General features: G+C 69.2%; 26 protein-coding genes. 15 read left to right on the top strand and 11 right to left on the bottom strand.

From position 1 onward, the window contains the following. Positions 1–62: 62 nt before the first annotated feature. From NLF94_RS08690 to NLF94_RS08645, 10 genes are all read left to right on the top strand, one after another. On the top strand, positions 63–233 hold the full coding sequence (locus tag NLF94_RS08690) for a DUF7560 family zinc ribbon protein (protein WP_254841069.1): 171 nt from the start codon (positions 63–65) through the stop codon (positions 231–233). A 245-nt stretch (positions 234–478) separates the two neighbouring features. After that, positions 479–1114 (top strand): helix-turn-helix domain-containing protein, encoded by a 636-nt coding sequence (locus NLF94_RS08685; RefSeq protein ID WP_350355873.1) that lies wholly within the window; start codon positions 479–481, stop codon positions 1112–1114. A 149-nt stretch (positions 1115–1263) separates the two neighbouring features. Next, entirely contained in the window at positions 1264–1680 is a 417-nt protein-coding gene (locus tag NLF94_RS08680) for a winged helix-turn-helix domain-containing protein (protein ID WP_254841067.1), read from the top strand. 144 nt (positions 1681–1824) lie between these two features. Beyond that, positions 1825–2877, top strand: coding sequence for an NAD(P)-dependent alcohol dehydrogenase (locus NLF94_RS08675; protein ID WP_350355872.1), 1053 nt, complete (start codon positions 1825–1827; stop codon positions 2875–2877). Between the two features lie 86 nt (positions 2878–2963). Then, positions 2964–3383, top strand: a complete 420-nt coding sequence (locus tag NLF94_RS08670; protein WP_254841065.1) for a CBS domain-containing protein — start codon at positions 2964–2966, stop codon at positions 3381–3383. Between the two features lie 49 nt (positions 3384–3432). After that, positions 3433–4062, top strand: coding sequence for a class I SAM-dependent methyltransferase (locus tag NLF94_RS08665; protein ID WP_254841064.1), 630 nt, complete (start codon positions 3433–3435; stop codon positions 4060–4062). A gap of 147 nt (positions 4063–4209) precedes the next feature. Next, positions 4210–5229 carry a thiamine pyrophosphate-dependent dehydrogenase E1 component subunit alpha gene (locus NLF94_RS08660; RefSeq protein WP_254841063.1) on the top strand — a complete coding sequence of 340 codons (1020 nt, stop codon included), beginning with the start codon at positions 4210–4212 and terminating at the stop codon, positions 5227–5229. Then, positions 5229–6245: an alpha-ketoacid dehydrogenase subunit beta gene (locus NLF94_RS08655; protein ID WP_254841062.1), complete on the top strand. Its 1017-nt coding sequence runs from the start codon at positions 5229–5231 to the stop codon at positions 6243–6245. Before NLF94_RS08660 ends, NLF94_RS08655 begins: the two co-directional genes overlap by 1 nt. Next, a complete protein-coding gene (locus tag NLF94_RS08650; protein WP_254841061.1) occupies positions 6242–6502 on the top strand; it encodes a lipoyl domain-containing protein in 261 nt (86 codons plus the stop codon). The genes NLF94_RS08655 and NLF94_RS08650 overlap by 4 nt, the downstream gene beginning before the upstream one ends. A gap of 46 nt (positions 6503–6548) precedes the next feature. Further along, complete coding sequence (locus NLF94_RS08645) at positions 6549–7268, top strand: 2-oxo acid dehydrogenase subunit E2 (RefSeq protein WP_254841060.1); 720 nt, start codon at positions 6549–6551, stop codon at positions 7266–7268. Between the two features lie 3 nt (positions 7269–7271). Here the strand turns inward: NLF94_RS08645 and NLF94_RS08640 are convergent, their stop codons facing one another. Both NLF94_RS08640 and NLF94_RS08635 read right to left on the bottom strand, forming a co-directional pair. Beyond that, a complete protein-coding gene (locus NLF94_RS08640) occupies positions 7272–8483 on the bottom strand; it encodes an APC family permease (protein WP_254841059.1) in 1212 nt (403 codons plus the stop codon). Positions 8484–8526: 43 nt separating this feature from the next. Continuing rightward, the gene (locus NLF94_RS08635) at positions 8527–9162 is read right to left on the bottom strand and encodes a phosphoribosyltransferase (protein WP_254841058.1); all 636 of its coding nucleotides are present in this window, start codon (positions 9160–9162) and stop codon (positions 8527–8529) included. A 107-nt stretch (positions 9163–9269) separates the two neighbouring features. Between NLF94_RS08635 and NLF94_RS08630 the strand changes: the two genes are divergently transcribed. After that, the gene (locus NLF94_RS08630; RefSeq protein ID WP_254841057.1) at positions 9270–9476 is read left to right on the top strand and encodes an HVO_2922 family protein; all 207 of its coding nucleotides are present in this window, start codon (positions 9270–9272) and stop codon (positions 9474–9476) included. A 63-nt stretch (positions 9477–9539) separates the two neighbouring features. On the opposite strand, the gene NLF94_RS08625 is transcribed toward NLF94_RS08630, so the two are convergent. The 8 genes from NLF94_RS08625 to NLF94_RS08590 form a co-directional block, all read right to left on the bottom strand. Then, a complete protein-coding gene (locus NLF94_RS08625; RefSeq protein ID WP_254841056.1) occupies positions 9540–9689 on the bottom strand; it encodes a DUF7557 family protein in 150 nt (49 codons plus the stop codon). Between the two features lie 126 nt (positions 9690–9815). Beyond that, a complete protein-coding gene (locus tag NLF94_RS08620; RefSeq protein ID WP_254841055.1) occupies positions 9816–10799 on the bottom strand; it encodes a PhoU domain-containing protein in 984 nt (327 codons plus the stop codon). Then, on the bottom strand, positions 10799–11473 hold the full coding sequence (gene phoU / locus NLF94_RS08615; RefSeq protein ID WP_254841410.1) for a phosphate signaling complex protein PhoU: 675 nt from the start codon (positions 11471–11473) through the stop codon (positions 10799–10801). Before phoU ends, NLF94_RS08620 begins: the two co-directional genes overlap by 1 nt. A 2-nt stretch (positions 11474–11475) precedes the next feature. Next, positions 11476–12375, bottom strand: coding sequence for a phosphate ABC transporter ATP-binding protein PstB (pstB, locus tag NLF94_RS08610; protein WP_254841054.1), 900 nt, complete (start codon positions 12373–12375; stop codon positions 11476–11478). Then, positions 12368–15019 carry a phosphate ABC transporter permease PstA gene (pstA, locus tag NLF94_RS08605; protein WP_254841053.1) on the bottom strand — a complete coding sequence of 884 codons (2652 nt, stop codon included), beginning with the start codon at positions 15017–15019 and terminating at the stop codon, positions 12368–12370. Before pstA ends, pstB begins: the two co-directional genes overlap by 8 nt. 1 nt (position 15020) lies before the next feature. After that, positions 15021–16130, bottom strand: coding sequence for a phosphate ABC transporter permease subunit PstC (gene pstC / locus NLF94_RS08600; protein ID WP_254841052.1), 1110 nt, complete (start codon positions 16128–16130; stop codon positions 15021–15023). A 96-nt stretch (positions 16131–16226) separates the two neighbouring features. After that, positions 16227–17366 carry a substrate-binding domain-containing protein gene (locus tag NLF94_RS08595; protein ID WP_254841051.1) on the bottom strand — a complete coding sequence of 380 codons (1140 nt, stop codon included), beginning with the start codon at positions 17364–17366 and terminating at the stop codon, positions 16227–16229. A gap of 200 nt (positions 17367–17566) precedes the next feature. After that, positions 17567–18400, bottom strand: a complete 834-nt coding sequence (locus NLF94_RS08590) for a universal stress protein (protein ID WP_254841050.1) — start codon at positions 18398–18400, stop codon at positions 17567–17569. Between the two features lie 189 nt (positions 18401–18589). Here NLF94_RS08590 and NLF94_RS08585 point away from each other — a divergent pair, with 189 nt between their 5' ends. Together NLF94_RS08585 and NLF94_RS08580 are read left to right on the top strand one after the other, a co-directional pair. Continuing rightward, the gene (locus NLF94_RS08585; protein ID WP_254841049.1) at positions 18590–19408 is read left to right on the top strand and encodes a hypothetical protein; all 819 of its coding nucleotides are present in this window, start codon (positions 18590–18592) and stop codon (positions 19406–19408) included. A 99-nt stretch (positions 19409–19507) separates the two neighbouring features. Then, positions 19508–19711: a hypothetical protein gene (locus NLF94_RS08580; RefSeq protein WP_254841048.1), complete on the top strand. Its 204-nt coding sequence runs from the start codon at positions 19508–19510 to the stop codon at positions 19709–19711. Positions 19712–19725: 14 nt separating this feature from the next. On the opposite strand, the gene NLF94_RS08575 is transcribed toward NLF94_RS08580, so the two are convergent. Beyond that, a complete protein-coding gene (locus NLF94_RS08575) occupies positions 19726–20961 on the bottom strand; it encodes a Dyp-type peroxidase (RefSeq protein WP_254841047.1) in 1236 nt (411 codons plus the stop codon). Positions 20962–21099: 138 nt separating this feature from the next. On the opposite strand from NLF94_RS08575, the gene NLF94_RS08570 reads away from it, so the two are divergent. Both NLF94_RS08570 and NLF94_RS08565 read left to right on the top strand, forming a co-directional pair. Next, on the top strand, positions 21100–22416 hold the full coding sequence (locus NLF94_RS08570) for a right-handed parallel beta-helix repeat-containing protein (protein WP_254841046.1): 1317 nt from the start codon (positions 21100–21102) through the stop codon (positions 22414–22416). Further along, entirely contained in the window at positions 22409–23035 is a 627-nt protein-coding gene (locus NLF94_RS08565; protein WP_254841045.1) for a hypothetical protein, read from the top strand. The genes NLF94_RS08570 and NLF94_RS08565 overlap by 8 nt, the downstream gene beginning before the upstream one ends. Positions 23036–23046: the final 11 nt, after the last annotated feature.

The raw sequence follows: 23046 nt of genomic DNA, 5'->3' as shown, positions 1-23046 counted from the left end.
GTTCTCACACGCTCGGAACCTGAGAACCCCATTTATCGGAGAGTCCCGTATCGGTGGGCACGATGGGCGTCGAACCGAGCGAGGAGTACACTTTCGTCTGCCCGGCCTGCGACGAGTCGCTGGCGGTCGACACCGGGATGAAGGACGCCCTCATCGAGAACGGCTGCGTGATCTGTCGCGCGACCGTGACGGCGGACGCGTTCACGCGTATGCCGTCTGCCGGTTCTCACTGACCCCTCGCGTTTCGACGACATTCCCGGTACGTCGCGGTCGGTCGCCGACCACACCGGTCAACGGCTCCCTAACGGCGCCGTGGGAACGTGAACGCCATCCTTACGCCGACGGCACGGCACGAACCGAGGTCCCGTCACGGGCGGCAAGAAACCACCGGACGATCCCCGGCCGATCGGCGCGAAGCGACGCTCGGGGTTAGTAGCCGTATACTGAAGCCTGCCCGGGGACCCCAATGCGTATTCGCATGGCGCCCGGGATTCGAGCGACGGTCACCTTCGACGGTCCCAGCGTCTGTCCCGTGACGGAACTCTCGGCGGCGACCGAAACGAGGGTCGACTCGGTGGCGACGAGCATCTGCTCGGACGGGTGCACCGAATGCGTGACCGAGTTCACGGTGGACGCCGACGAGGTGCCCGACGTCGACATCACGCCGGTCTTCTCGCACGGGTCGACCCACCGATACCGCCTGACCCACGGCGGCGACCCGAACTGTCCCTGCGAGCGACTCGGGGTCCACGGCTGTCCGGTCTCCCGGTACGTCGCGGAGGACGGCTCGCTCACGATAGTGTTCCACGCCGCCGACTACGACCAGCTCCGTTCGGTCGTCGCCGACCTCCGGGAACGGTTCACCGGGATGGACATCGAACGGGTCGTCCGCTCGCCCGACGGCGAGCAACCGCAGGACAGCGTGCTCGTCGACCGGGGCAAGCTCACGAATCGACAGCTCGAAGTGCTGGAGGTCGCCGACGACATGGGGTACTTCGAGCGCCCCCGGCGGACCAACGCGACCCAGATCGCCGCCGAACTCGACATCAACCCCTCCACCTTCCGGGAGCACCTCGTGGCGGCCGAATCGAAGATTCTCGACGACCTGCTCTGACCGGCGCGAGACCACCGCTGACCGGCGGAACCGTGCCGCCCGCCGGGAAAGCGGCGGTACCGTCCAGCGGGGCGTCCCTGACGGCCAGTATAAACCTGCCCGGATACTGTGGGTTCGCCTTCTCCCCCTGGCCGATAGTACGTTCAGGTATGAGCCAATCACCGACAGTGTCGGCAACCGGCCGCTACAGTGACTCCGCCTCGGAGACGGTCCGTCGGGTAGACGGCGACGAGGAGATACAGCGGCTCCTCCACGTACTCGAGGACGCGGACTGCCGGGACGTTCTGGACGCGACGAGCGATGCGATCTTGACCGCGGACGAGGTTTCCGACACCTGTTCGCTCCCCCTCTCGACGACCTACCGAAAGCTCGACCTACTCACCGACGCCGGCCTGCTCGCCGAACGGACCCGAATCTGTCCGTCCGGCAAGCACGCCAGCGAGTACTTCCGCACCGTCGAGCAGGTACTCGTCTCGGTCGCCCCATGCGGCGAGATGCGACTCCAGGTGACTCACCGTGCGGACGCCGAACGGGTCGAATCGTTCGGGACGGACGCGGACGAGTAGCCCCCCGAGGATGGGGCGTCGACGGGGGGTCGTCCGCGCCGGGGGCGGTCGATTTCTCGACGCCCGGACGGTGTTACCACGGGCTGGGAACGGTCTCGCTACATTATGTCCGACCTTCGCGTCGTTCCGATGGAGGCCACGAGGATGGACGCATTCGTCATGAAGGAGATCGGCGAGACCGGATTCGCCGAGAAGGACGTACCGGAAGCGGGACCGACCGACGCCATCGTGCGACCGACGAAAGGACTCGTCTGTACGTCGGACGTCCACACGGTCCACGGCGCCATCGGCGAGCGGGAGAACCTGACGCTCGGCCACGAGATCGTCGGCGTGGTCGAGGAGGCCGGCGACGACGTCTCGGAGTTCCACCCGGGCGACCGGGTCGCCGTCGGTGCGATCACGCCGGACTGGGGGTCGCTGGCCGCCCAGGCGAACCACCCCTCACAGTCCAACGGGGCCCTCGGCGGCTGGAAGTTCGCAAACGTCAAAGACGGCACCTTTGCCGAGTACGCCCACGTCAACGACGCGGACGCGAACATGGCGCACATCCCCGACTCCGTGACCGACGAGGAGGCCGTCTACGTCACGGACATGCTGAGCACGGGGTTCATGGGCGCCGAACACGCCGACATCCCGGTCGGGGGGACCGTGGCGGTGTTCGCCCAGGGACCCGTCGGGCTGATGGCGACGAAGGGGGCGCGTCTCCAGGGGGCCGGCCGCGTCATCGCCGTCGAGTCGGTCCCCTCGAGACAGGAACTGGCCCGCACGTACGGCGCCGACGACGTCGTCGACTTCCAGTCGGTCGACGCGGTCGAGCGGATACTCGACCTCACGGAGGGGGAGGGCGTCGACGCCGCAATCGAGGCGCTCGGCGCGAGCGGAACCTTCGAGCAGTGCGTCGAGGTGACCAAGGCCGGCGGGACCATCTCGAACATCGGCTACCACGGCGAAGGCGAGTACGTCAACATCCCGCGCGACGAGTGGGGCGTCGGGATGGCCGAGAAGGACATCGCCACCGGGCTCTGTCCCGGCGGTCGGCTCCGCCTGCAACGCCTGTTGCGGCTCATCGAGCGGGGTCGCGTCGACCCGACGCACATGACGACCCACGAGTTCCCCTTCGAGGAGATAGACGAGGCCTTCCGACTGATGGAGACCAAGGAGGACGACATCATCAAGCCGCTCGTCGACTTCGAGTGAGCGTCGACGAAGACGTTCCAGCCCGCTGAGAACGTCCCTCGCGTTATATCGCCGCCGTCGAGCATCGTTCGAACGGAGGCAACAACATGCCAATCGAAGACCTCGCTCGTGAAGCCGTCGTCAGTGCCCGCCCGGACGCGCCGGTCGCGGAACTCGCCCAGCAGATGCGCGACGAGAGCGTCGGGAGCGTCGTCGTCGCGGAGGACAACCAGCCGACCGGTATCGTCACTGACCGGGACCTCGCCACCCGCGTGATAGCCGAGGAGGCCGAGGCCGACGAGTTGACCGCCGAGGACGTCATGTCGACGGACCTGTGTTCGGTCGACCCGGGCGCCGGCTTCTACCAGGCCGCCCAGGAGATGAGCGAGAACGGCGTCCGTCGACTGCCGGTCTGTGAGGGCGACGAACTCGTGGGCATCATCACCGCCGACGACCTGACGGAACTGCTCGCCGACGAACACGAACACCTGGCAGCGGTCATCCAGGCCCAGCGACCGTCGTACTGACCCCGGAACACACGTTTCTCGACGGAGAGCCACCACCGGAACGACCACCATGCCGAAGTCCGAACCGTTCGAGCGACACACCGACCGCTACGAGGCCTGGTTCGAGACCCACGAGGCCGCCTACCGCTCCGAACTCGCGGCCCTGGAACGACTGATACCGCGACCGGGGTTCGGTATCGAGATCGGCGTCGGAACCGGCCGGTTTGCGGACCCGCTCGGCATGGCGGTGGGACTCGACCCGGCCCGCGAGATGCTGGTCCGGTCCCGCCGGCGGGGTCTCGACGTCGTCAGGGGCGTCGCCGAGTCCCTGCCGTTCGAGGACGACACGTTCGACACCGCACTCGTCGTCACGACCATCTGTTTCGTCGACGACGTTCCCGCGACCCTGGCCGAAGCCCGGCGGATTCTGCGTCCGGACGGTTCCCTCGTCGTCGGCTACGTCGACAGGGACAGTCCTGTCGGCCGGGTCTACCAGGAGAAAAAGTCGGAGAACCCCTTCTATCGGGAGGCCACCTTCGTCTCGACCGACGAACTCGTCGACGCGCTCGAAGCGGCCGGGTTCTCGGAGTTCGAGTTCGTCCAGACCATCTACGAGTGGCCCGGCGACATCGACGAACCTGAACCGGTCCGGGAGGGCTACGGTGACGGCTCCTTCGTCGGACTCGGGGCCTCCCGATAGCGGTCGCGGTTCCCGACGGGGGGCGCTCTTTGTACGGCCGCCGAACTCACCCCGCTGTCGTTCTCGGCGGTTGAGAATCCCCGTCCGAGTTCTTGCATCGCGGTCCGTCTGTGCACTCGTATGCCCAGCGTTCACACAAAACGGACCATGTACGAGGACATGGTCACCGCGCGGTACTACGAGGAGCGCCTCCAGGAGGAGTACCTCGAGGGCAAGCAGCCGGCCTTCGACATCTCCGCCGGGCCGATTCCGGGCGAACTCCACCTGGCGGCCGGCCACGAGGCGTCGGGAGCCGGCGTCTGCATCCACCTCCGGGACGACGACACCGTCACGGCGCCGCACCGACCCCACCACGTCGCCATCGCCAAGGGTGTCGACCTGAAGCGGATGACGGCGGAGATATTCGGCCGGGAGACCGGCCTCGGGAAGGGCAAGGGCGGCCACATGCACCTCTTCGACCCCGACGTGAACTTCGCCTGCAGCGGCATCATCGCCCAGGGCTGTCCGCCCGCGGTCGGGGCGGCGCTGGCGGCCAAGAAACGCAACACCGACAGCGTCGCGGTGGCGTTCCTGGGCGAGGGCGCCATCGACCAGGGCGGGTTCCTCGAGTCGCTCAACTTCGCCAGCGTCCACGACCTGCCGGTCGTGTTCGTCGTCGAGGACAACGACTGGGCCATCAGCATGCCCAAGGAGCGCATCACGGACGTCGAGGACGGCTCCAGGCGCGCCGAGGGGTTCGACATGCACGGCGCCCGCGTCGACCACGACGACGCCTGCGACGTCTACGAGGCCGCCGAGGAGGCCGTCGGCCGCGCCCGCGACGGCAACGGCCCGACGCTGCTGGAGGTACAGGTCCACCGCCGGATGGGTCACTTCATGGGCGACGCCGAGGGCTACCGGCCCGACGCGGACGTCGAACGCCACCAGGCCCGCGACTCCATCGAACGGCTGGCGGCGGACCTCCGCGGCGACGGCGTCGACGAGGCCGACCTCGAGGCGATCCGGTCCGACGCCGAGACCCGCGTCGACGAGGCCATCGAGTGGGCCAAAGAACAGCCCGAACCCGACCCCGAGGCCGCCCACGAGGACGCGTTCACGAACCCGCCGAACGGCGTCACCGAGGAGGAACCGGCCATCGCCGCCGGCGACGGCGGAGGTGATGACTGATGGCGCAAACGCAGGTCTCCGAGCGGGAACTGACGATGAGTCGGGCGATGGTCGAGGCGGTCGCCCACGAGATGCGCGAAAACGAGGAGGTGTTCCTCATGGGCGAGGACGTCGCCGACTACGGTGGCATCTTCTCCTCGACGGACGGGCTCCGCGAGGAGTTCGGCTACGACCGCGTGATGGACGTCCCCATCGCCGAGACCAGTTACATCGGGGCCGGCGTCGGCGCCGCCCAGGCCGGCATGCGCCCGATTGTCGAGTTGATGTTCGTCGACTTCTTCGGCGTCGCCATGGACCAGATCTACAACAACATGGCGAAGAACACCTACATGTCCGGCGGGTCCGTCAGCGTGCCGATGGTGCTGACGACCGCCGTGGGCGGCACCTACAACGACGCCGCCCAGCACTCCCAGACGCTGTACGGGACCTTCGCGCACCTGCCGGGGATGAAGGTGGTCGTCCCGAGCACGGCCTACGACGCCAAGGGCCTGATGCACAACGCCATCCGGGACGACGACCCGGTGGTGTACATGTTCCACAAGCGGCTGATGGGGCTGGGGTGGATGCCGGCCCCCGACGGCCCGAAGACCGGCGTGCCCGAGGAGGAGTACACCATCCCCTTCGGGGTCGCCGACGTCAAGCGCGAGGGCGCCGACGCGACCGTCGTGACGCTGGGTCTCCACGTCCACCGGGCGCTCGAGGCCGCCGAGGCGCTCGCCGAGGACGGCATCGACGCCGAGGTCATCGACCTGCGGACGCTGACGCCGCTGGACACCGAGACCGTCCTCGAATCGGTCCGGAAGACCGGACGACTGGTCGTCGTCGACGAGGACTACCGCTCCTACGGCGTGACGGGCGAAATCGTCGCCACCGCCGCCGAGGACGCGCTGGCGGACCTGGAGGCCGTCCGACGGCTGGCGCTGCCCGACGTGCCCATCCCCTACAGCAGACCCCTCGAGAACGAGGTGCTGCCCGGCGCCGACGACATCGCGGCGGCCGTGCGAGACGTGCAATGAGCGCCGAGCGCGTCGCCGTCACCGTCGACGAGTACTGGCCCGCCGACGCCGACGAGTCCGAGTCCGGCGTCGTCACCAACTGGTTCGTCCGCGAAGGCGCCAGCGTCGCAGAGGGCGACACGCTCTGTGAGATACAGGTCGAGAAGGTCAGCGCCGACGTCGTCGCGCCCGTCGGCGGCACCCTCGCCGAAGTCGCCCTCGGGGAGGACGCGGAGTTCGACCGCGGCGACACGCTGGCCTGGATAGAACCGGCCTGAGACCCCGGATTCGGACCGGGCGAACGACCGACGCCACGAGAAACCCATGACCGACGACACGACCCCCGCGAAACGAACCGAACCCGTCGCCCGGACCGTGCGGGAAGCGCGCACGCTCACGCCGATGCGGCGCTCCATCGCCGACCGACTCCACGAGAGTTACAGCGAGGCCGTCCACGTCACCGTCAGCCGCGAGGTGGACGCCGGTCCCATCGTCGAGCGGGCCGACGCCGCCGAGTCACAGGAGACGCCCGTCTCGGTGATCGACGTGATTCTCGTGGCCGTCTCGGAGACGCTGGCCGAACACCCGGAGTTCAACGCCACCTTCGAGGACGACACCCACACCGTCTACGAGGAGCACAACGTCGCGGTGGCCGTCGACCTCGAGGAGGGACTGGTGACGCCGGTCCTCGAGGACCTCCGCGGGAAGTCGCTGGCGGCGGTCGCGGCCGAGCGACGGCCGCTCACCGAACGGGTGCGGGCGGGCGAGTACTCGATGAGCGACCTCCGGGGGAGCACGTTCACCGTGTCGAACCTCGGCCCGCTGGGGAGCGACTCCTTCACCCCGGTCATCAACCCGCCGGAGGTGGCGATTCTCGGCGTCAACCGCATCCGCGAGCGGCCCGCCGTCGAGGACGGCGACCTCGCTGTCGGACGCTTCCTGACGCTCGACCTCTCCTTCGACCACCGGGTCGTCGACGGGGCCGACGCCGCGCGGTTCCTGGGGACGCTTGCGGGCCTGCTGGGCGACGGCGCCGACCGCTGAGAGCTACCACGTCAGCACGTAGAACAGTATCAACCCGAGACACGAGAGGAGGCCCGCGACCGCGGTCAGCGACAGGCGGCCGACGTTGAGCGGCGCCCGGAACCCGCGCTCCAGGCCGGGCCGTGCGTACCGGAGTTTCAAGAGCGCGGCGTTCACCAGCACGAAGACGACCAACAGCACGAGGTTGGCGAGCCCGGCCACGAGTCCGATGTCGCCGAGGAGGACGAAGGGGAGCGTCAGGAGTCCGACGGTCGCCACCGCGTAGTGTGGCGTCCGGCGGGCGGCGTGAACCCGGGAGAACACCGCCGGGAAGACGTCGTACTCGGCCTTCGAGACGCCGTACAGCAGCCGCGAGGTCGAAATCTGGAGGATGAGGACGGTGTTCGTCGTCGAGAACAGCGCGATGACGGCCAGCACCGTCGCCCCGAGCGGTCCCCACCCGACGCGGGCGACCTCGGCCAGCGGCGACGCCGATTGGCCGAGCACCTGCGGGTCGACCAGCGCGACCGCCGAGAGTCCGACCAGGACGTACAGTACCGTCGTGATGCCGATTGAGAGGACGATGGCGCGCGGTATCGCCACGGAGGCGTCCTCCGTCTCCTCGGCGAGGTTGACGACGGACCCGAAGCCGAGGTAGGCGAAGAAGATCAGAAACGCCGCCTCGACGACGCCGACGGCGCCGTTGGACGCCTGCAGGACGTCGGCGTTGCCCCAGGAGCCGCCCGCGACCCAGACGATTATCAGCAGGCCGGCCACCTCGATGGCGGTGAAGAGGACGTTGATCCGGGTCGAGAGGTCGATACCCCAGAAGTTGACGACGGTCGTGGCGACGACGAGGACGACGGCGACCGGGACGGCCGGCACGTCGACGAAGGCGGTCAGGTAGCCCGAGAACGCGAGCGCCACCGCCGCCGAGGAGATGACGCCGATTGCCAGGCGGCCCAGCGCCGTCGCGTCGGAGACGACGTCGCGGGCGAAGGCCTCCCGGACGTAGACGTAGTCGCCCTCGGCCTTCGGGAACAGCGAGGCGAGTTCGGCGTAGCTCAACCCCGTCAGCGACGCGACGAGGGCCGCCAGGAGGAACGAGACCACTATCGAGCCACCGGTCACGCCGGTCGCCTCGCCGATGATGGCGTAGATGCCGGCCCCGAGAATCAGGCCCACGCCGTAGACGACGGCCTCCAACAGCCCCAGTTCGCGGCGGAGTTCCGCCATCAGTGGTCCCGCAGCGCCCCCGGGAGGCCGCCAAAAGTCGCCCTCATTCCAGGTAGGCCATCGCCGCCTCGTCGGAGACCTGGTCGAACCGCTCGTAGAACTGGCCGACGCCCATGAAACTACCGGGCGTCTCCAGACAGACCACCTCGTCGACGGTCTCTCGCAACTCGGCTATCGTGTCGGGCGGGCCGACGGGGACCGCCACCACGACGCGGTCGGCGTCGCTCTCGGCGAGCATCCGGAGGCAGGCCCGGAGGGTCGACCCCGTGGCCACGCCGTCGTCGACGACGACCACGGTCTTGCCCGCGAGGTCGAGTTCCGGGCGGTCGCCCCGGTAGCGGTCGGCCTTCCGACGGGCGTTGTCGACCTCCAGCTCGCGCTCCCGCTCGAAGTACTCCTCGCCGGCGCCGGTGCCACGCAACGCCGCCTCGTTGCGCCAGACGCTGCCGTCGCTGGCGACGGCGCCGATGGCCAGTTCCGGGTTGCCCGGCGCGCCGATCTTCGAGGCGACGACGACGTCGAGCGGGGCGCCGACGGCGTCGGCGACGGCCCGCCCGACCGGGAGACCGCCCCGGGGAACCGCCAGCACGAGGTCGACCGCGACGTCCCGCTCGCGGAGCGCCTCGCCCAGTCGCTCGCCCGCCTCCGTCCGGTCCCTGAACCGACGAGATGGTGGCATGGCTCGGTCGAAAGAGACGCCGCAGCGACCTGTAGCGTGCGACCGTTCTCAGGAAATCGGAACGTCGACGCCCGACGTTTTTGGTCCGCCGGGCCGAACGCTAGGTCATGTCGCAAGCCACCTTCGAACTCTACGAGGACAGCGCGGGACAGTGGCGCTGGCGACTCGTCCACGACAACGGGAACATCATCGCCGACAGCGGTGAGGGGTACGCCAGCCGACAGAAGTGCGAGCAGGGCCTCCGGAGCGTCAAGGAGAACGCGCCGGGGGCGGACCTCGAGGACGTCGAGAACCCCACGGGCGGCGCCGAGTAGCGGCGCTCCCGGGCGGTCGGCGGCGGTTCGAAACCGGAGGGCGCCGCGAGAACCGCCCGCCGATCACTCCGAGTAGCCTTCCTGGAGGAACGCCCCATCGGTCTCGTAGAGGGCGACCAGTTCGGTGATGAGCTCCTCGTACGATTCGCCCTCCTCGAGGTGGTCGTCCAGTCGTTCCCTGAGTTCGTCGCTGATTTCGAGCGTGTAGGTCATGTGGTCGGTTCCGCTATCGGAACCGGGGCAGCAATACTCCGGCGGTGGTTCCCGGCCGGTGGGAATCGTCGGGGAGAGGTGCCGCGGTCGGCGCGGCGGGCCCTCGTCCGCCGGCACCCCGACGGCCTACAGGGATTCGCCGCTGAGAGCCATGCCGAGGCCGACCTCGGCGACGTTACCCCCGTGTTCGGCGGTCCGTTCGAGGCTGTCCAGAACCCGGACGAGATGGACGGCGTCGTCGCCGCCGAGGAGGTCCGCCTCGAACGCCCGGACATCCGATCTGATCGCGTCCCGCTCGGTCAGCGCGCGCTGGGCGGTGGCCCTGTCGGGGTCGTCGAGGACGGTGTCGACGGCCGTCTCGACGACGTCGTGGGTCCGGCCGGCGAGGGCGGTCAGCCGGTCGGCCGTCGCCGGGGCTGGCGCGTCGAGTTCGGCCCCGATGGCCGCGATTCGCTCGGCGTGGTCGGCGACCCGCTCCAGTTCCCTGGCCGTCCGCCAGCAGCCGAACAGTTGCGGGCGAGTCAGTCCGAGGGCGTCCACTTCCTCGAGCCTGACGAGCGCGCGCTGGAAGTGCCGGTCGACGAGGGCGTACATCCGGTCGGCGTGGTCGTCCTGTGGAATCGGGTCCTCGAGGTCGTCGCTGGTCACCGCCGCGACGGCGCTCTCGTGGGCGCCGAGCGCGACGTAGGTGAGCTGTCGGACCGACTGCTGGACGGAGACGCCACGGGAGTCGAGCAGCGTCTCCATCGACAGTGCCGTCCCGGACTCGGTGTCGACGGTCAGCCCACAGAGGTTGCGAGCGGCCCGCTTGAGCGCCCGCTTCTGTCCGTCTTCGAACCCCTCGGGGGCGGTGAACCGGACGCGCTCGATGCCCGCGGCGTAGGCCGCCCGCAACAGCTGTTCGGGGCGGGCGGCCGCCTCGTCGCCGACCTCGACGTCGAGGGCCCCGTCGTCGTCGGGTTCGACGGCCTGGACGACGAGCAGGTCGTCGAGGTGGGCACGCAGCGTCACGACGCTGCCGGCCTCGATGTCGACGCCCCTGGCCCACTCCTTCGGGAGCGACACCGTGTACGTCCCGTTGCCGACCTGCTGGATCTTGCGTTGGTCCATCAGTAGACGAGTTCGGGGTCGCTCTCGGTCATGTACAGGGTTCGTGCCGCGACGTTGACGGCGTGGTCGGCGATGCGTTCGATGTCCCGGACGGTCAACAGCAGCCGCGAGACGTCGTCCAGCAGCGCCTCGACCGTCCAGAGGTCGTTGCCGGCCTCCCGTTCGACGAGGTCCCTGACCACCTGCTGGGTGGCCCGCTGACAGAGCGCGTCGACCTCGTCGTCGTCGGCCGCGACGGCCCGACAGGCCGCCGAGTCGCCGGTCTCGTAGGCGTCGAGGCTCCGCTCGAGGAGGCCGACCGCGTCGCGGCCGATGTCGACGACGCCGACCTCGGGGAGGCTGCTGCCGTCGTCGGCCAGCGAGTACTTCGCGAGGTTCGCCGCCAGGTCGCCGACCCGTTCGAGGTCCGTGAGTATCTTGAACGAGGCGGCGACGAAACGGAGGTCGCTGGCGACCGGCTGCTGGAGAGCAAAGAGGTCGATGCAGTCGCTCTCCAGTTCGAGGTATCGGTCGTTGATGGGGTCGTCGCCGTCGATTACCTCGCGGGCGAGTTCCTCGTCGCCGGACTCCAGCGCCGCGAGCCCGCCGTCGGCCTGCCGGACGACGGCCTCGCCCATCCCGAGCACGTCGCTTCGGAGTTCCTCGAGCGACTCCTGGTAGGTGTCGCGGGCCATGCTCATCCGAACTTCCCGGAGATGTAGTCCTCGACGCGCTGGCTCTCGGGGTCCTCGAATATCTTCTCGGTGTCGTCGTACTCGACGAGTTCGCCGCCGGTGAGGAAGACGGCCGTCTGGTCCGAGATGCGGGCCGCCTGCTGCATGTTGTGGGTGACGATGACGACGGTGTACTCCTCGGCGAGTTCCTCGACGAGGTCCTCGATCTTCGAGGTGGCGATGGGGTCCAGCGCCGAGGCGGGTTCGTCCATCAGGATGACCTCCGGGCCGACCGCGAGACAGCGGGCGATACAGAGCCGCTGTTGCTGGCCGCCCGAGAGTCCCAGGGCGTTGTCGTCGAGGCGGTCCTCGACCTCGTCCCACAGCGCGGCCGACTGCAGCGAGCGCTCGACGAGGTCGGCCTCCGCCTCGGTGTCGTCGCGGCCAAGCAGCCGCGCGAGCAGTCCCTTCTCGATGTCGCCGTGCTTGCGGGGGCCGTAGGAGACGTTCTCCCGGATCGACTTCGGGAACGGGTTCGGCGACTGGAACACCATGCCGATCCGCTTGCGGAGTTCGACCAGGTTGGCGTTCGGGTCGTAAATCTCGGTCCCGTCGAGTTCGACCGACCCGTCGACGCGGGCGCTCTTGATGCGGTCGTTCATGCGGTTGAGACACCGCAGGAACGTCGACTTCCCGCAGCCCGAGGGCCCGATGAGCGCCGTGACCGACTCCTCGGGGATGTCCAGCGAGACGTCCTTCAGGGCGTGGTCGTCGCCGTACCAGACGTTCAGGTCCTCGACCGAGAGCTTCGTCTCGGCGCCGGTCCGGTAGTCGGTCCAGGCGTCCCGGACCTGCTCTTCGCTCTCGCCGGTCGTCGTGCTGCCGGCGTCTGTACGCTCCGTCTCGGGTGTCGTTTCACTCATAGTTCAGTTTCCTCCGGAAGTAGGTCCGGGCCGTGATGCCCACCGCGTAGAACGTCAGCACGACCATCAGCAGGACCGTGGCCGACGCCCAGCCCATCTGCGGGGAGCCGGAGACGCCGGCCGCGATCACCGCCCACACCTGCGTCGGCAGTGCCGCCGACGCCGTCAGCAGCTGGTCGTTGACGACGAACGGCGGCCGGCCGACGAACTGGAAGCCGTCGATGACCTTCACGGCCGTCGTCGCGTTCAGCGTCGAGCCGAGCACGATGATCAGCGGCGCGGTCTCGCCGGCGATGCGGCCGACGCCGAGGATGAAGCCGGTGATGACGCCCGGCATCGCCGCCGGCAGCACGACGCTTTTGATGGTCTCCCAGCGGGAGACGCCCAGCGCCGCGCTCGCGTCGCGGTACTCGTCCGGGACCGCCTTGACCGCCTCGCGGCTCGTGATCAGCACCAGCGGCAACAGCATGAAGCCGAGGACCACCATTCCGGCCAGCAGCGTCTCGTTGTTCCCGGTTCGCGGCAGGATGAACGCCGCACCGAACAGGCCGAAGACGACGCTCGGCGTGCTCCACAGCGCGTTCGTTGCGACCTCCACGACCGCGGTGAACGGTCCCTGTTCTGCGTACTCGGTGAGGAACACCGCCGCGCCGACGCCGAGCGGGACGGCGAACAGCGTCGCGCCGACGACCAGCCACACCGTCCCGACGACCGCGGGCATGATGCCGCCGGGTTCGGCCCCGAGCGGGATGTACGCCTGCATCGTCATCGGCCACGAGAGCGTGCCCTTCGTCGCTACCGCGAGGCCGCCCAGACGGACCGCCGAACCGGTCACGAACACATGCAGCCCGACGAGGGCCGCGTATCCGAACCCGCCGGCCAGTGCGAGGACGGTCTCCTCGCCGAGCAGCCTTGTTCGGAGTGTGTCGTCGCTCCCGTAGTTTGCGGACGCGGCGACGCCGGCGGCCGCTATGGAGGCCAGCGCCGCGATGATGCCGGCGAGGGGGACGACAGCGATCCCGGCGACGGCGGGCGTCGTTCGCGCGGGCGCCTGCAGCACCAGCACCGACGCGAGCAGGCCGAGCCCACCGAACACGCCGACCACGTACAGCGGCGCCGCGTCGAGTGCGCGGTCGGCCAGCGGACCGTCCCGCGACACGACGGCAGCCACCGGGAGCGCGGCCAGCAGGAGTGCGGCGACGGCGCCGGCGACGACGACGGCCGCGCCCACGGTGCCGCCGACCGGAAGGCCGGCCGGGGTCGGACCCGAGAGCAGGAACGCGCCAGCGAGCACGACGCCGAGAGCGATTCCGACCGGAATCGCGGTACGGACCGCCTCGAGGCGCTCGGTCGACTCGCCGACGTTCCCGAGCGAGCCGTACCCCCGATAGAGGACGACGGCCACGAGCGCGGTCGGGAGGAACAGCGCGAGACCGCCGACGGTCCACTCGGGCGTGACCGCGATGGCGGTGTCGAGCGTCCTCGACTGGCGGCTCTCGGTGAGGATGGTGTAGGTGAACGGGTAGGCCAGCCGGTCACCCGTCACCAGCACCGTGGTCAACAGCGCGGCGACCGCGCCGGTGACGGCGAGCGGGACCGCGCGGAACAGCTCCCTCGCGCCCCGGTGCCACTCCGTCCGTCCCGGCGGCGTTCGAGCGAACTCGGTGACGAGCGCGAACACCGGCACCAGGAGGACGAGCAGCTCCAGTGCGCTGGCGGAGAACCCGTGGAACGCGTAGGCCAGGCCCTTGCTGAACACGAAGACGACGATGCCGACCATCACGAGGATCATCATGAACCCGTTGAGGTAGACGACGAGGAAGGCGCCGTACTCCCGGCCCTGGGCACCGAAGCCGGCGCGTGACTTCCCGGCCGCCCAGCCGGAGACGAGCGAGCCGAACACGGCGAAAATCGGGATCACGACCCCGCCCGTGAAGCCGCCGTCGATGGCGCTCGGATCCCACTGCCAGCCGACGCCGATGGCGGCCGTGGTGACGACCACGCCGAGCGTGCCGACGACGAACCCGACCGGGAGCGTCGAGCCCAGGTCCTCGCGCGGAAACACGGTGACGCCGCCGAGCACGAGTGCGCCAGCGAGCCCGCCACCGAGCGCGACCGGGCCGACCCCGACCACGCCCGCGGTCAGCGTCGCCCCGACGGCCAGACCGACGGCGGCGAACAGCCCGCCAGCCAGCAGCCCGGCCGAGCTGTCGGGCTGGGTGTCGACCGCGTCGAACCGGGAGACGACGCCGGCGCCGACGACGACGACCCCCTGCACCAGCAGGACCACGCCGAGCAGCGTCGCGAGGGTCACGCCGGACGTGGCCCCGACGGCTGCGAGCAGGATCGTGGTGACGACGAGCCCGACGGCGATACCGCGGACCCGCTGGGAGTCGACGGTCACGACCCGGAGCCGGTCGGCGGCCGCGACCACACCGAGACCCCCGGCGACGACGGCCACGAGGGTTCCGAGGAACGTCACGAGTTCGGCGCCCGCCGCTGCCGGGGAGACGACATCGGGGAGCGCGACGAGCCCCATACCGAACCCGAGCACGGACAGCGCGATGACGCCGTCCATGATCCGGTCGTACACGGACGACTCCGCGTTCACGAGGGTCGTCTCGGTGGCGTACGCGTCGCTCATCTCAGGTGTCCCCCTGGAGTTTGGTTTGCATGCGGCGTTCGATGTACTGGGCGACGATGCTCATGCTGGCGACGACGACGAACAGCATGACGCCGGAGACGAACAGCACGTCCACGGTCGACTCCGAGGCACTCCCGTAGTTGACCGCGATCAAACTGGTCAGCGTCGTGTTCGCCTCGAAGAGGTCGAACAGCGGCGCGCTCAGGTTGGCGGACAGCGCCCCGATGATGGCGGCGACGGCCATCGTCTCGCCGACGGCCCGGCCGAGCCCGAGGATGACGGCCGCGGAGATGCCCGAGAAGGCCGCCGGGATCGAGATGCTCTTCATCTTCTGCCACTCGGTGGCGCCCATCGCAACGGCACCGTCGCCCATCGCGTCGGGGACGCTCGAGAGGGCGTCCTCCGCGACCGAGACGACGGTCGGCAGCGCCATCACGCCGACGACCAGGCCGGCGATGAAGAAGCTCGCACCGTCGTCGAGGAACGACTGCTGGACGAACTCGTTGAGCACCTGGAAGCCGATGAAGCCGTAGACGATCGAGGGGATGCCCGCCAGCACCTCGACACCGGGTTTGACGACCTCGCGGACGCCGTCGCTGGCAATCTCGGCGATGAACAGCGCACCGAGCAGTCCGAGCGGGCCCGCGACGAGCCCCGCGATGGTCGTCACGACGACCGTCCCCCAGATCGAGGGGATCAGCGAGTAGGCACCACCCCGAGGGTTCCAGATCGCATCCGTCCCGGGGAGAACGTGCTGGAGCCAGAAGAACCAGCGTTCGTCGCCGTTCTCGACCGGGATCGCCAACAGTCCGAGCCCGTGTTCCCGGAACGCGGGTAGCGCGCTCGCAAACAGGAACAGGGTGATGAATAGCACGGTCAGGACGGTCAGGATCGTCGCCACGAGCGTCAGGAGCCGGGCGACCGCCGCCTGGTAGGTCACCCACCCGACCGCCGTCACGACGAGGAACGCCACGAGCACCGGCACCGCGAGTCCGGGCCGGAACAGGAACGTGGCGATGGCCGCGACGAGCGTCAGCGCCGACGCTGCGACCGCGAGCACCGACCCATCGTCGGCGTCCGCCCCGATGAGACCACCTGTAACGTCTGTCATAGTTGAATTGGCATGGATTGAAAACGTGGCTGCTCCGTTGACCCGCCGGTCCAGCGTCCGCCGCGTGCCGCGGGAGCGAATGGCCTCGGTCCGCCGTTACACCGGGTCCTGATCGGGGAGCTTCGCGCGCTGCTCCTCGAGGCGGCGCTGTCCGAGCGTGAAGTAGTTGTTCGGCGCGACGAACGTCTCCTGGCCGAACTCCGAGAGACACATGTTGATGAAGGCGGCTTCCTTCATCGAGGTGCCGTCCCAGGTGTACATGTGGAGGTCCCGCGACAGCGGGTACTCCTTGGAGTCCAGGCCGTTCTGGTCGTCCTGGTACTCGTAGGTCGTGCCCTCCCACTCGAGGGCGACCGGAGCGAGGCCGTCGGTGTCGATGAACGCCAACGCGAGGTAGCTGATGGCGTTGTCGGCCTGGGCGACCGCCTGGGCGAGCCGCTGGTTCTGGCCGAACCGCTGGTCGACGGTCGTGTTCGCCTTCGGATCGCCGAAGACGTTCGAGACGAACGACGTCCGCGTCCCGGAGCCCTTCACGCGGGCCAGGACCTGTATCTCCTTGTCCGGGCCGCCGATCTCGCTCCAGTTGTCGACGCGGCCCTTGTAGATGTCCTTTAGCTGGTCGCCGGTGATCGTCTCGACGCCGGCGTCGGCGATCTCCTGGGAGACCACGAGCGGCTGGCCGTCGACGGCGACGACGTGGTCGACGAACTTCTCGTAGCTGTCACGGTCGGGGAGTTCGTCCTCGACGTTCCCCGAGGAGTTCCCGATGTCGTGTTTCTGGTCGCGTACCTTCTCGACGCCCGTCCCGGAGTGCGAGAGCGCGACCGCGACGGTGAACGGCGGGTCGCCGTCCTCGCCCGGTTCGAAGCCGTACAGGCCCGCCCAGTAGTCGGCGAGGTTCTTGTCGGTGTCGATGCCGTACTCGCCGTGCGGCCAGTACTCGGAGTCGCTGGCCGGCCGGTTGGCGTTCCAGTACGACGAGGCGGTGTTGGAGACGGGATAGACCGTCGAGGAGCCACCGGCCTCCAGGGGCGAGGTCCCCGAGGCCTCGTCGTCCTGTTCGGTGTCGGTCTCGTCGTCGTCGCCCATCCCCGCGTCGGTCGGCGTCTCGTCGTCCTCCGCCGGGTTACTCTGATCGGTACAGCCGGCGACGGCCCCGATCCCCGCAACACCGGTCGTGATCAGGAACTTGCGCCGCGATGCGAGATTCGCCAGCCGCGTTTCATCACGCGTCATCACCAGAACCGGCGCGAGAGAGTACTAAACTACTTTATAATAGGGGTACCCCCCGATACGGTGGTCACCGGTCCGGTACGAGCCGGTACTTGCTCCACCCGAGTAGAAATTGTGATATATAGCGCTATTTTTCGGGCGGGCGAACGGCGGGCGCCCGGCGACTGCGAAGGGCGACGCCAGCGGCGAGTCGGGACTGAGCCTCACCGGACGACCGTAACGGGTGCGGGCGACCGTCTCGCGACGGTCTCGGCGACGCTGCCGAGGAGCACTCTCGACACGCCGGACCGACCGTGACTCCCCACGATCACATGGTCGACGTCGTTGCCGTCGACGTAGTCGAGAATCGCGGCTGCCGGCCGATTCGGTCCCCACTCGACGACCGTCGTCGTCGTGACCTCGGCGCCGTGCTCCTCGGCGAACTCCCGGGCGTCCGCAAGCAACGCTTCGGCGTCCCGCTCGATCTCCTCGTAGGCCGCCTCCGAGTGGACCAGTTGCCCCTCGCCGTAGTACGTCTCCATCGGGTCGATTGCGTGGAGTATCGTCGTTTCGACCTCCGGGAAGACCGTGAACGCGTACTCCAGGGCCTTCTCGGACTGTTCGGAGCCGTCTATCGCGACGAGGTGGTGCGTCGCGCCCCGCCGCTGGTGGGGGCGAACGACCGTGACGGGGACCGGCGCCCGTCGCAGGACGCGCTCGGCGACGCTACCCAGCAGTATCCGTGACGCCCCCTCCCGGCCGTGACTCCCCATCACGATATCGTCGACGTCGGCTTCCTCGCTGAACGCGATTATCTCGCGGCTCGGGTGCCCGACACGAACCTCGGTTTCGACCTCGACGCCGTGCTGCTCGGCGGCGTCGAGTAACTCGGTGAACACCCGTTCGGGCCGCAACACGTCTTCGTCCGGCGCGGTGTACCGGGGGTCGTCGACGTGGAGGAGCGTGAACGTGCCGTCCGGGAACGTCGCCGTGGCGTGTTCGAGTGCGTCGTTCGAGAGCGGTGAGCCGTCTACCGGCACCAGTACGTTCCGTGGCATGCAGGACAGTTCGCTCCCGGCCACGTTAGAAGCCACAAGGTAACAGCCGTGACGCCCGCCCGAGGACAACCGACGGGTCGTCGAGGCGCTGGGCGAGATCCTCTAGTTCGCCGTCGCCCACCCGCGGAACGCGGCGGTCCACATGTGTGACCCCCACCGTTAGGTAGGCGCGTGCGCTACTGTGCGCCAGTGACTCCGGACGCCGGCCGCTGGGCCCTGGTAGTCGTTCTCGTCGCCGCGAGCGGGTGTTCCGCCCTCCCGGGCGGCGGTACGGCCGTCGAGACGGAGACGGCCACGCCCGTCGCGGTGCCGACCGACCGGCCATCCTATCCGCCCGGCGTCGGTGCGGCCGGCGTCGACGGCCCACAGCGCCTCGCGGCCGCCAACGGCCGCGCGCTCGACGCGACGGCCCACCGGCTCGAACGGACGGTGGAAGTTCGCGGCCCGGACGGCACGCTCCGCATCGAGCGCGTCCAGCGACGCACCGCCGACGGGGTCGTCATCGCCACGCTGTCGATCCGTGGCGACGGCCCGGTCGGTGCCGCCGTCGAGAACCGGACCCGGTATCGGGAGTCGGACATCGTCCACTCGCGGGCGGAACTCGCCGACGGGCGGACGGTTACGAACCGCCTGCCCGCCAGTAGTTCGGCGACGTACTTCTTCGGTCGGGCGCTTCCGCGGCGGCTCTTTGCGACCGGCGACTACGAGGTGACTCGCGGCACAGACGGGCAGGTTCTGCTCGACTCGACCGGGGCGGTCGACCTCGACCGCGGCCTCTCCGGGGTTCGGGCCGGGAGCCCGCGGAACGTCTCGGTGGGTGCGACGGTCACGGAGGCGGGACTGGTCCGGGAACTCGCGGTCGCCTACGACGCGCGAACGGGCGCCGGGTCGGTCCGGGTTCGACTCACCCAGTCGGTCACGCCCCGGAACGACGTCGCCGTCGAACGACCGGCCTGGATCCCGGACGCGGACGAGGGGCAATCGAGGCCGCTGAACGCGACCGTTTGAACGGGTGGAGGCCACGGGGAGCCGTAAGTGATGCCGAACCGTCGTTATCGCGCTCCTAACAATGTCCGTACGGCGACTAGCCGGGTCGAGGGAAACATCGTGTCATCACACACCGACGCCGACCACGACGAGCGCGATTCTATCACTTGGGTGACTCGACAGGTGTCCGTCACGACAGCGTCGTCGCCGATCTGCCGGGTCTGTGAGGAACCCCTGCGTCCGGCGGGCGATCTCCAGGGTGGAACCGGGGCGGTCCACGAGGCGTGTCGCGTCGAACTCCGGCGTGGGGTCTCGCTGTACTGACACGTAGCGTCGGGTCAGGGGAGGGCCCGCAGTCGACGAGGTGGTATCAGGAAGTTCCCCCGCTGGTGGGTCCGGAAGTACTGGAGGATGCCGTTGTCCTGACGCTCGGAGACCGGGGTCGACGCCGCGATGTCGAGTCCCGCCATGGCGACCCGGAGACGACGGAACTCCTCGAAGGCACGCTGTAGCGAGACGAAGACGACGCCGGCCTCGTGGTCGTGGTCGGTGTTGACGTCGCGCCGGAGGATCGGCGGGCGTCCGTCCTCGCGGAAGCGGGCCATCTTCTGGGCGTGCCCGACGACGCCGTGTTCGTCGGCCACCTCGTGGAGTGCCGACTCGTCGACCGGGTCGACCCGGTTGTGGGCGGTCAGTTCCTCGCCGACCGGGCCGACGTTCTCGGCGTCGACGTCCGGTGCGAACATCCGTGCGACCTGCTCCTGTGTCGAGCGGTCGAACCAGTTCGAGAGCGTGTGGACGAGCAACGCGACGTGCTGGGTCGTTCCGCCCGCGAAGCGGCCCTCCCGGATCGTGACCCGGTCTTCGGTCGCCTGGGAGCCCTTCAGCCCGGACCGGAAGTTCATGAAGTTCGGCGCCGCCTCGTGGACCTCCTCCTGTGGGACCCCCTGGAAGTTGCCCTCCCTGTCGGCCGGGAGCCCGGCGCCGACGAATCCGGTCCGGCGGCCGTCCTCCGGGTCCGCCAGTTCGAAGACGCCATCGAGTCGGCTCACGTCGGTCCCGTTGGCCGGCCGGTCGCCGAACAGCGCCGCCTCGGCCCCGAGGACGGCGCTCGCGTGATCGGACGCGAGATGCAGGAAAGCGTCGGCGTCGTCGCGGCGGACGTTCTCGCCCGGTACGACCGGCCCGGCGGGCGGCAGGTCGACCGAGAGCGACTCGCCGAACCGCTCGAAGTACGAAGGCGAGTAGCCGACGGTAAAGAGGAGGCCGTCGGGACTCGCCCCGTAGGCGCGTTCGAGGTCCGTCAGCGCCGTCTCCACGAGCCCCCGGTCCCGCTCTCGGTCCTCGCCGACGTAGGACAGCGAGCGGAAGACGTGGTGTCTCGGGAGCCGTCGGTTGCCGTGCTCGTCGGTCTCGAGAGCGGCGTTCCAGGCGTGCTGGCGGTCGGGGCGGTCGTCCGGCGATCCGCTGGGTATCTCGGGGGCGTCGTCGTCGAACTCCACGTCGAGACACGCCGACAGCGCCGCCGCCCCGCCGGCCGCCAGGAGCCTCCGGAGGACGGCCCGCCGATGCATGGCCGGATGGTACGACGCCCGGAGCAAGAAGGTTCGGGGGCCGGAGCGACCGAAGCCGGCAGGGTCGCGGCCACCGCCTCCGGCGTACGGGAGCGTACCACCCCAACTTATACATTCTAAACCCGATCAACGTTCACCATGAATACGGATCGTCGAACGCTGCTCAAGGCGGGGGCGGCGGTCGGTGCCGCGGGTGTCGTCGGTGCGTCGGCCAACCGGGACGTGAACGCCCACGTCGCCCGGTCGGAGTCGTGGGGCGAGCAGACCGCCCCGGAACCGTACGACGACTACGACGTCCACCGCGTCGCAGGTGATGGAAGCGGCGACTTCGAGACGATCCAGGCGGCGGTCAACGGGGCCACGCCGAGGGACCTGATCCTGGTCTCGCCCGGCCGCTACACCGAGGAGGTCGAGATCAACGACACGCCCTACCTGACGATCCGGGGGACCGACCGCGAGGAGGTCGTCATCGACGGCGAGAACGAGCGGTACAACGGCATCAGGACCACCGCCGACGGGACGGTCGTCGAGAACCTGACGGTCAAGGACCACCGGGGCAACGGCGTCTACTGGACCAACAGCGTCACCGGCTATCGCGGGAGCTACGTGACGGCGATCAGAAACGGCGTCTACGGCATCTACGCGTTCAGCTCCGAGAAGGGCCGCTTCGAGCACTGTTACACCTCCGGCTGCAAGGACGCGGGCTTCTACATCGGCGAGACCCAGCAAGCCGACGCGGTCATCACCGACTGTCTCGCCGAGCAGAACGCGATGGGATACTCGGGGACGAACTCCGGGGGGAATCTCGTCATCCGGGACTCGATTTGGCGGGACAACGCCGTCGGGATCGTCCCGAACACGCTCGACTCCCAGGAGGGCGCGCCGCAGGGCCACGAGAACGGCGGCATCCGCATCGAGAACAACGAGATCTACGACAACAACAATCTGGAGGTGCCGATGTACTCGAACGCCTACGCGGTGTCGGGCGCCGGGGTCGTCGTCGCCGGCGGCGTCGGCAACGACATCTGCGACAACACCATCGAGAACCACGACAAGTACGGCATCGGCGTCATCCCGATGGTGACGGGCGATACGAACCTCTATCGGCCCCGGAACAACGCCGTGATGCGGAACCGGGTGCGAGGCTCGACCCGGGCGGATCTGGCGCTTTCGGCACCGGCCGCCGGGAACGCCTTCTCGGACAACGAGGTCGGGAGTACCCGTCCGACCTTCCTCCAGCGCCGCGACGGCAGTTTCGGCGACGTCTGGGTGTTCCTCAACGTCCTGAAGGACTTCATGCAGGCCGACGAGATCGGGAGCTATCCGCAGGGCACGGACGCGACCGTCGAGGATCCGGACCCCGAGACGCTCCGCAGCGACCTCGACGAGTACGAACTCGCCGACCCCGAGACCGAACCGCCGAAGCCGCCGATCGGGGGGCTCGAGGATGTCTGAGACGGCCGACACTGGGGTCGACCTCCAGCACCTCTCCAGCGTCGTTCTCGGCGCGGTCGTCGTCGGCGCGACCGCCGCGTGGGTCGCCGCGGAGGTGGCCGGTCCCGTCCCGGTCTTTGTCGCCACCGCACTCGTCGCGGGCTATCTCCTCGGTGCGCGCCGCGGCGAACGCGAGAAACTCGTCTTCGTCGGGTACGCCGTCGTCGCCATCCTCGCCGTCTCGCCCGCCCTCTTCTTCCTGCCGGACGTCCTCTCGGGCCGGACCGTGGTGCTGTTCCAGACCATGACCGTCGTCGTCACCCGGATGCTGCTGGGGGTCGCCGGCGTCGTCGGCTACGCCGTCTACCGACTCGACGGCGGCACCGGGGTACTCGAGCGAGCCAGGACGCCCGAACGACGGACGGCGATCGCGGCCTACGCCGTCGCCGTGGGCCTCTTCGTCCTCCCGTTCGTGCTGTTCGTCGTCGATCTGGTCGCCGGGACGAACGCCGTCGAGCTACCGGGCGTCCTCGGCTGGCGACTCCTGGGACTCGTCGCGGTCGCCATCGGCTACGGCGCCTACCGGCACGACGGCGACGCCGGCAGCGCCGCGACGACGCCCGCCGGACGGCCGGAGTGAGCGAGGCGTCG

Source organism: Natronomonas marina (assembly GCF_024298905.1).
Classification (GTDB): Archaea; Halobacteriota; Halobacteria; order Halobacteriales; family Haloarculaceae; genus Natronomonas; species Natronomonas marina.
This window is presented reverse-complemented; position numbering and strand designations above follow the sequence as displayed.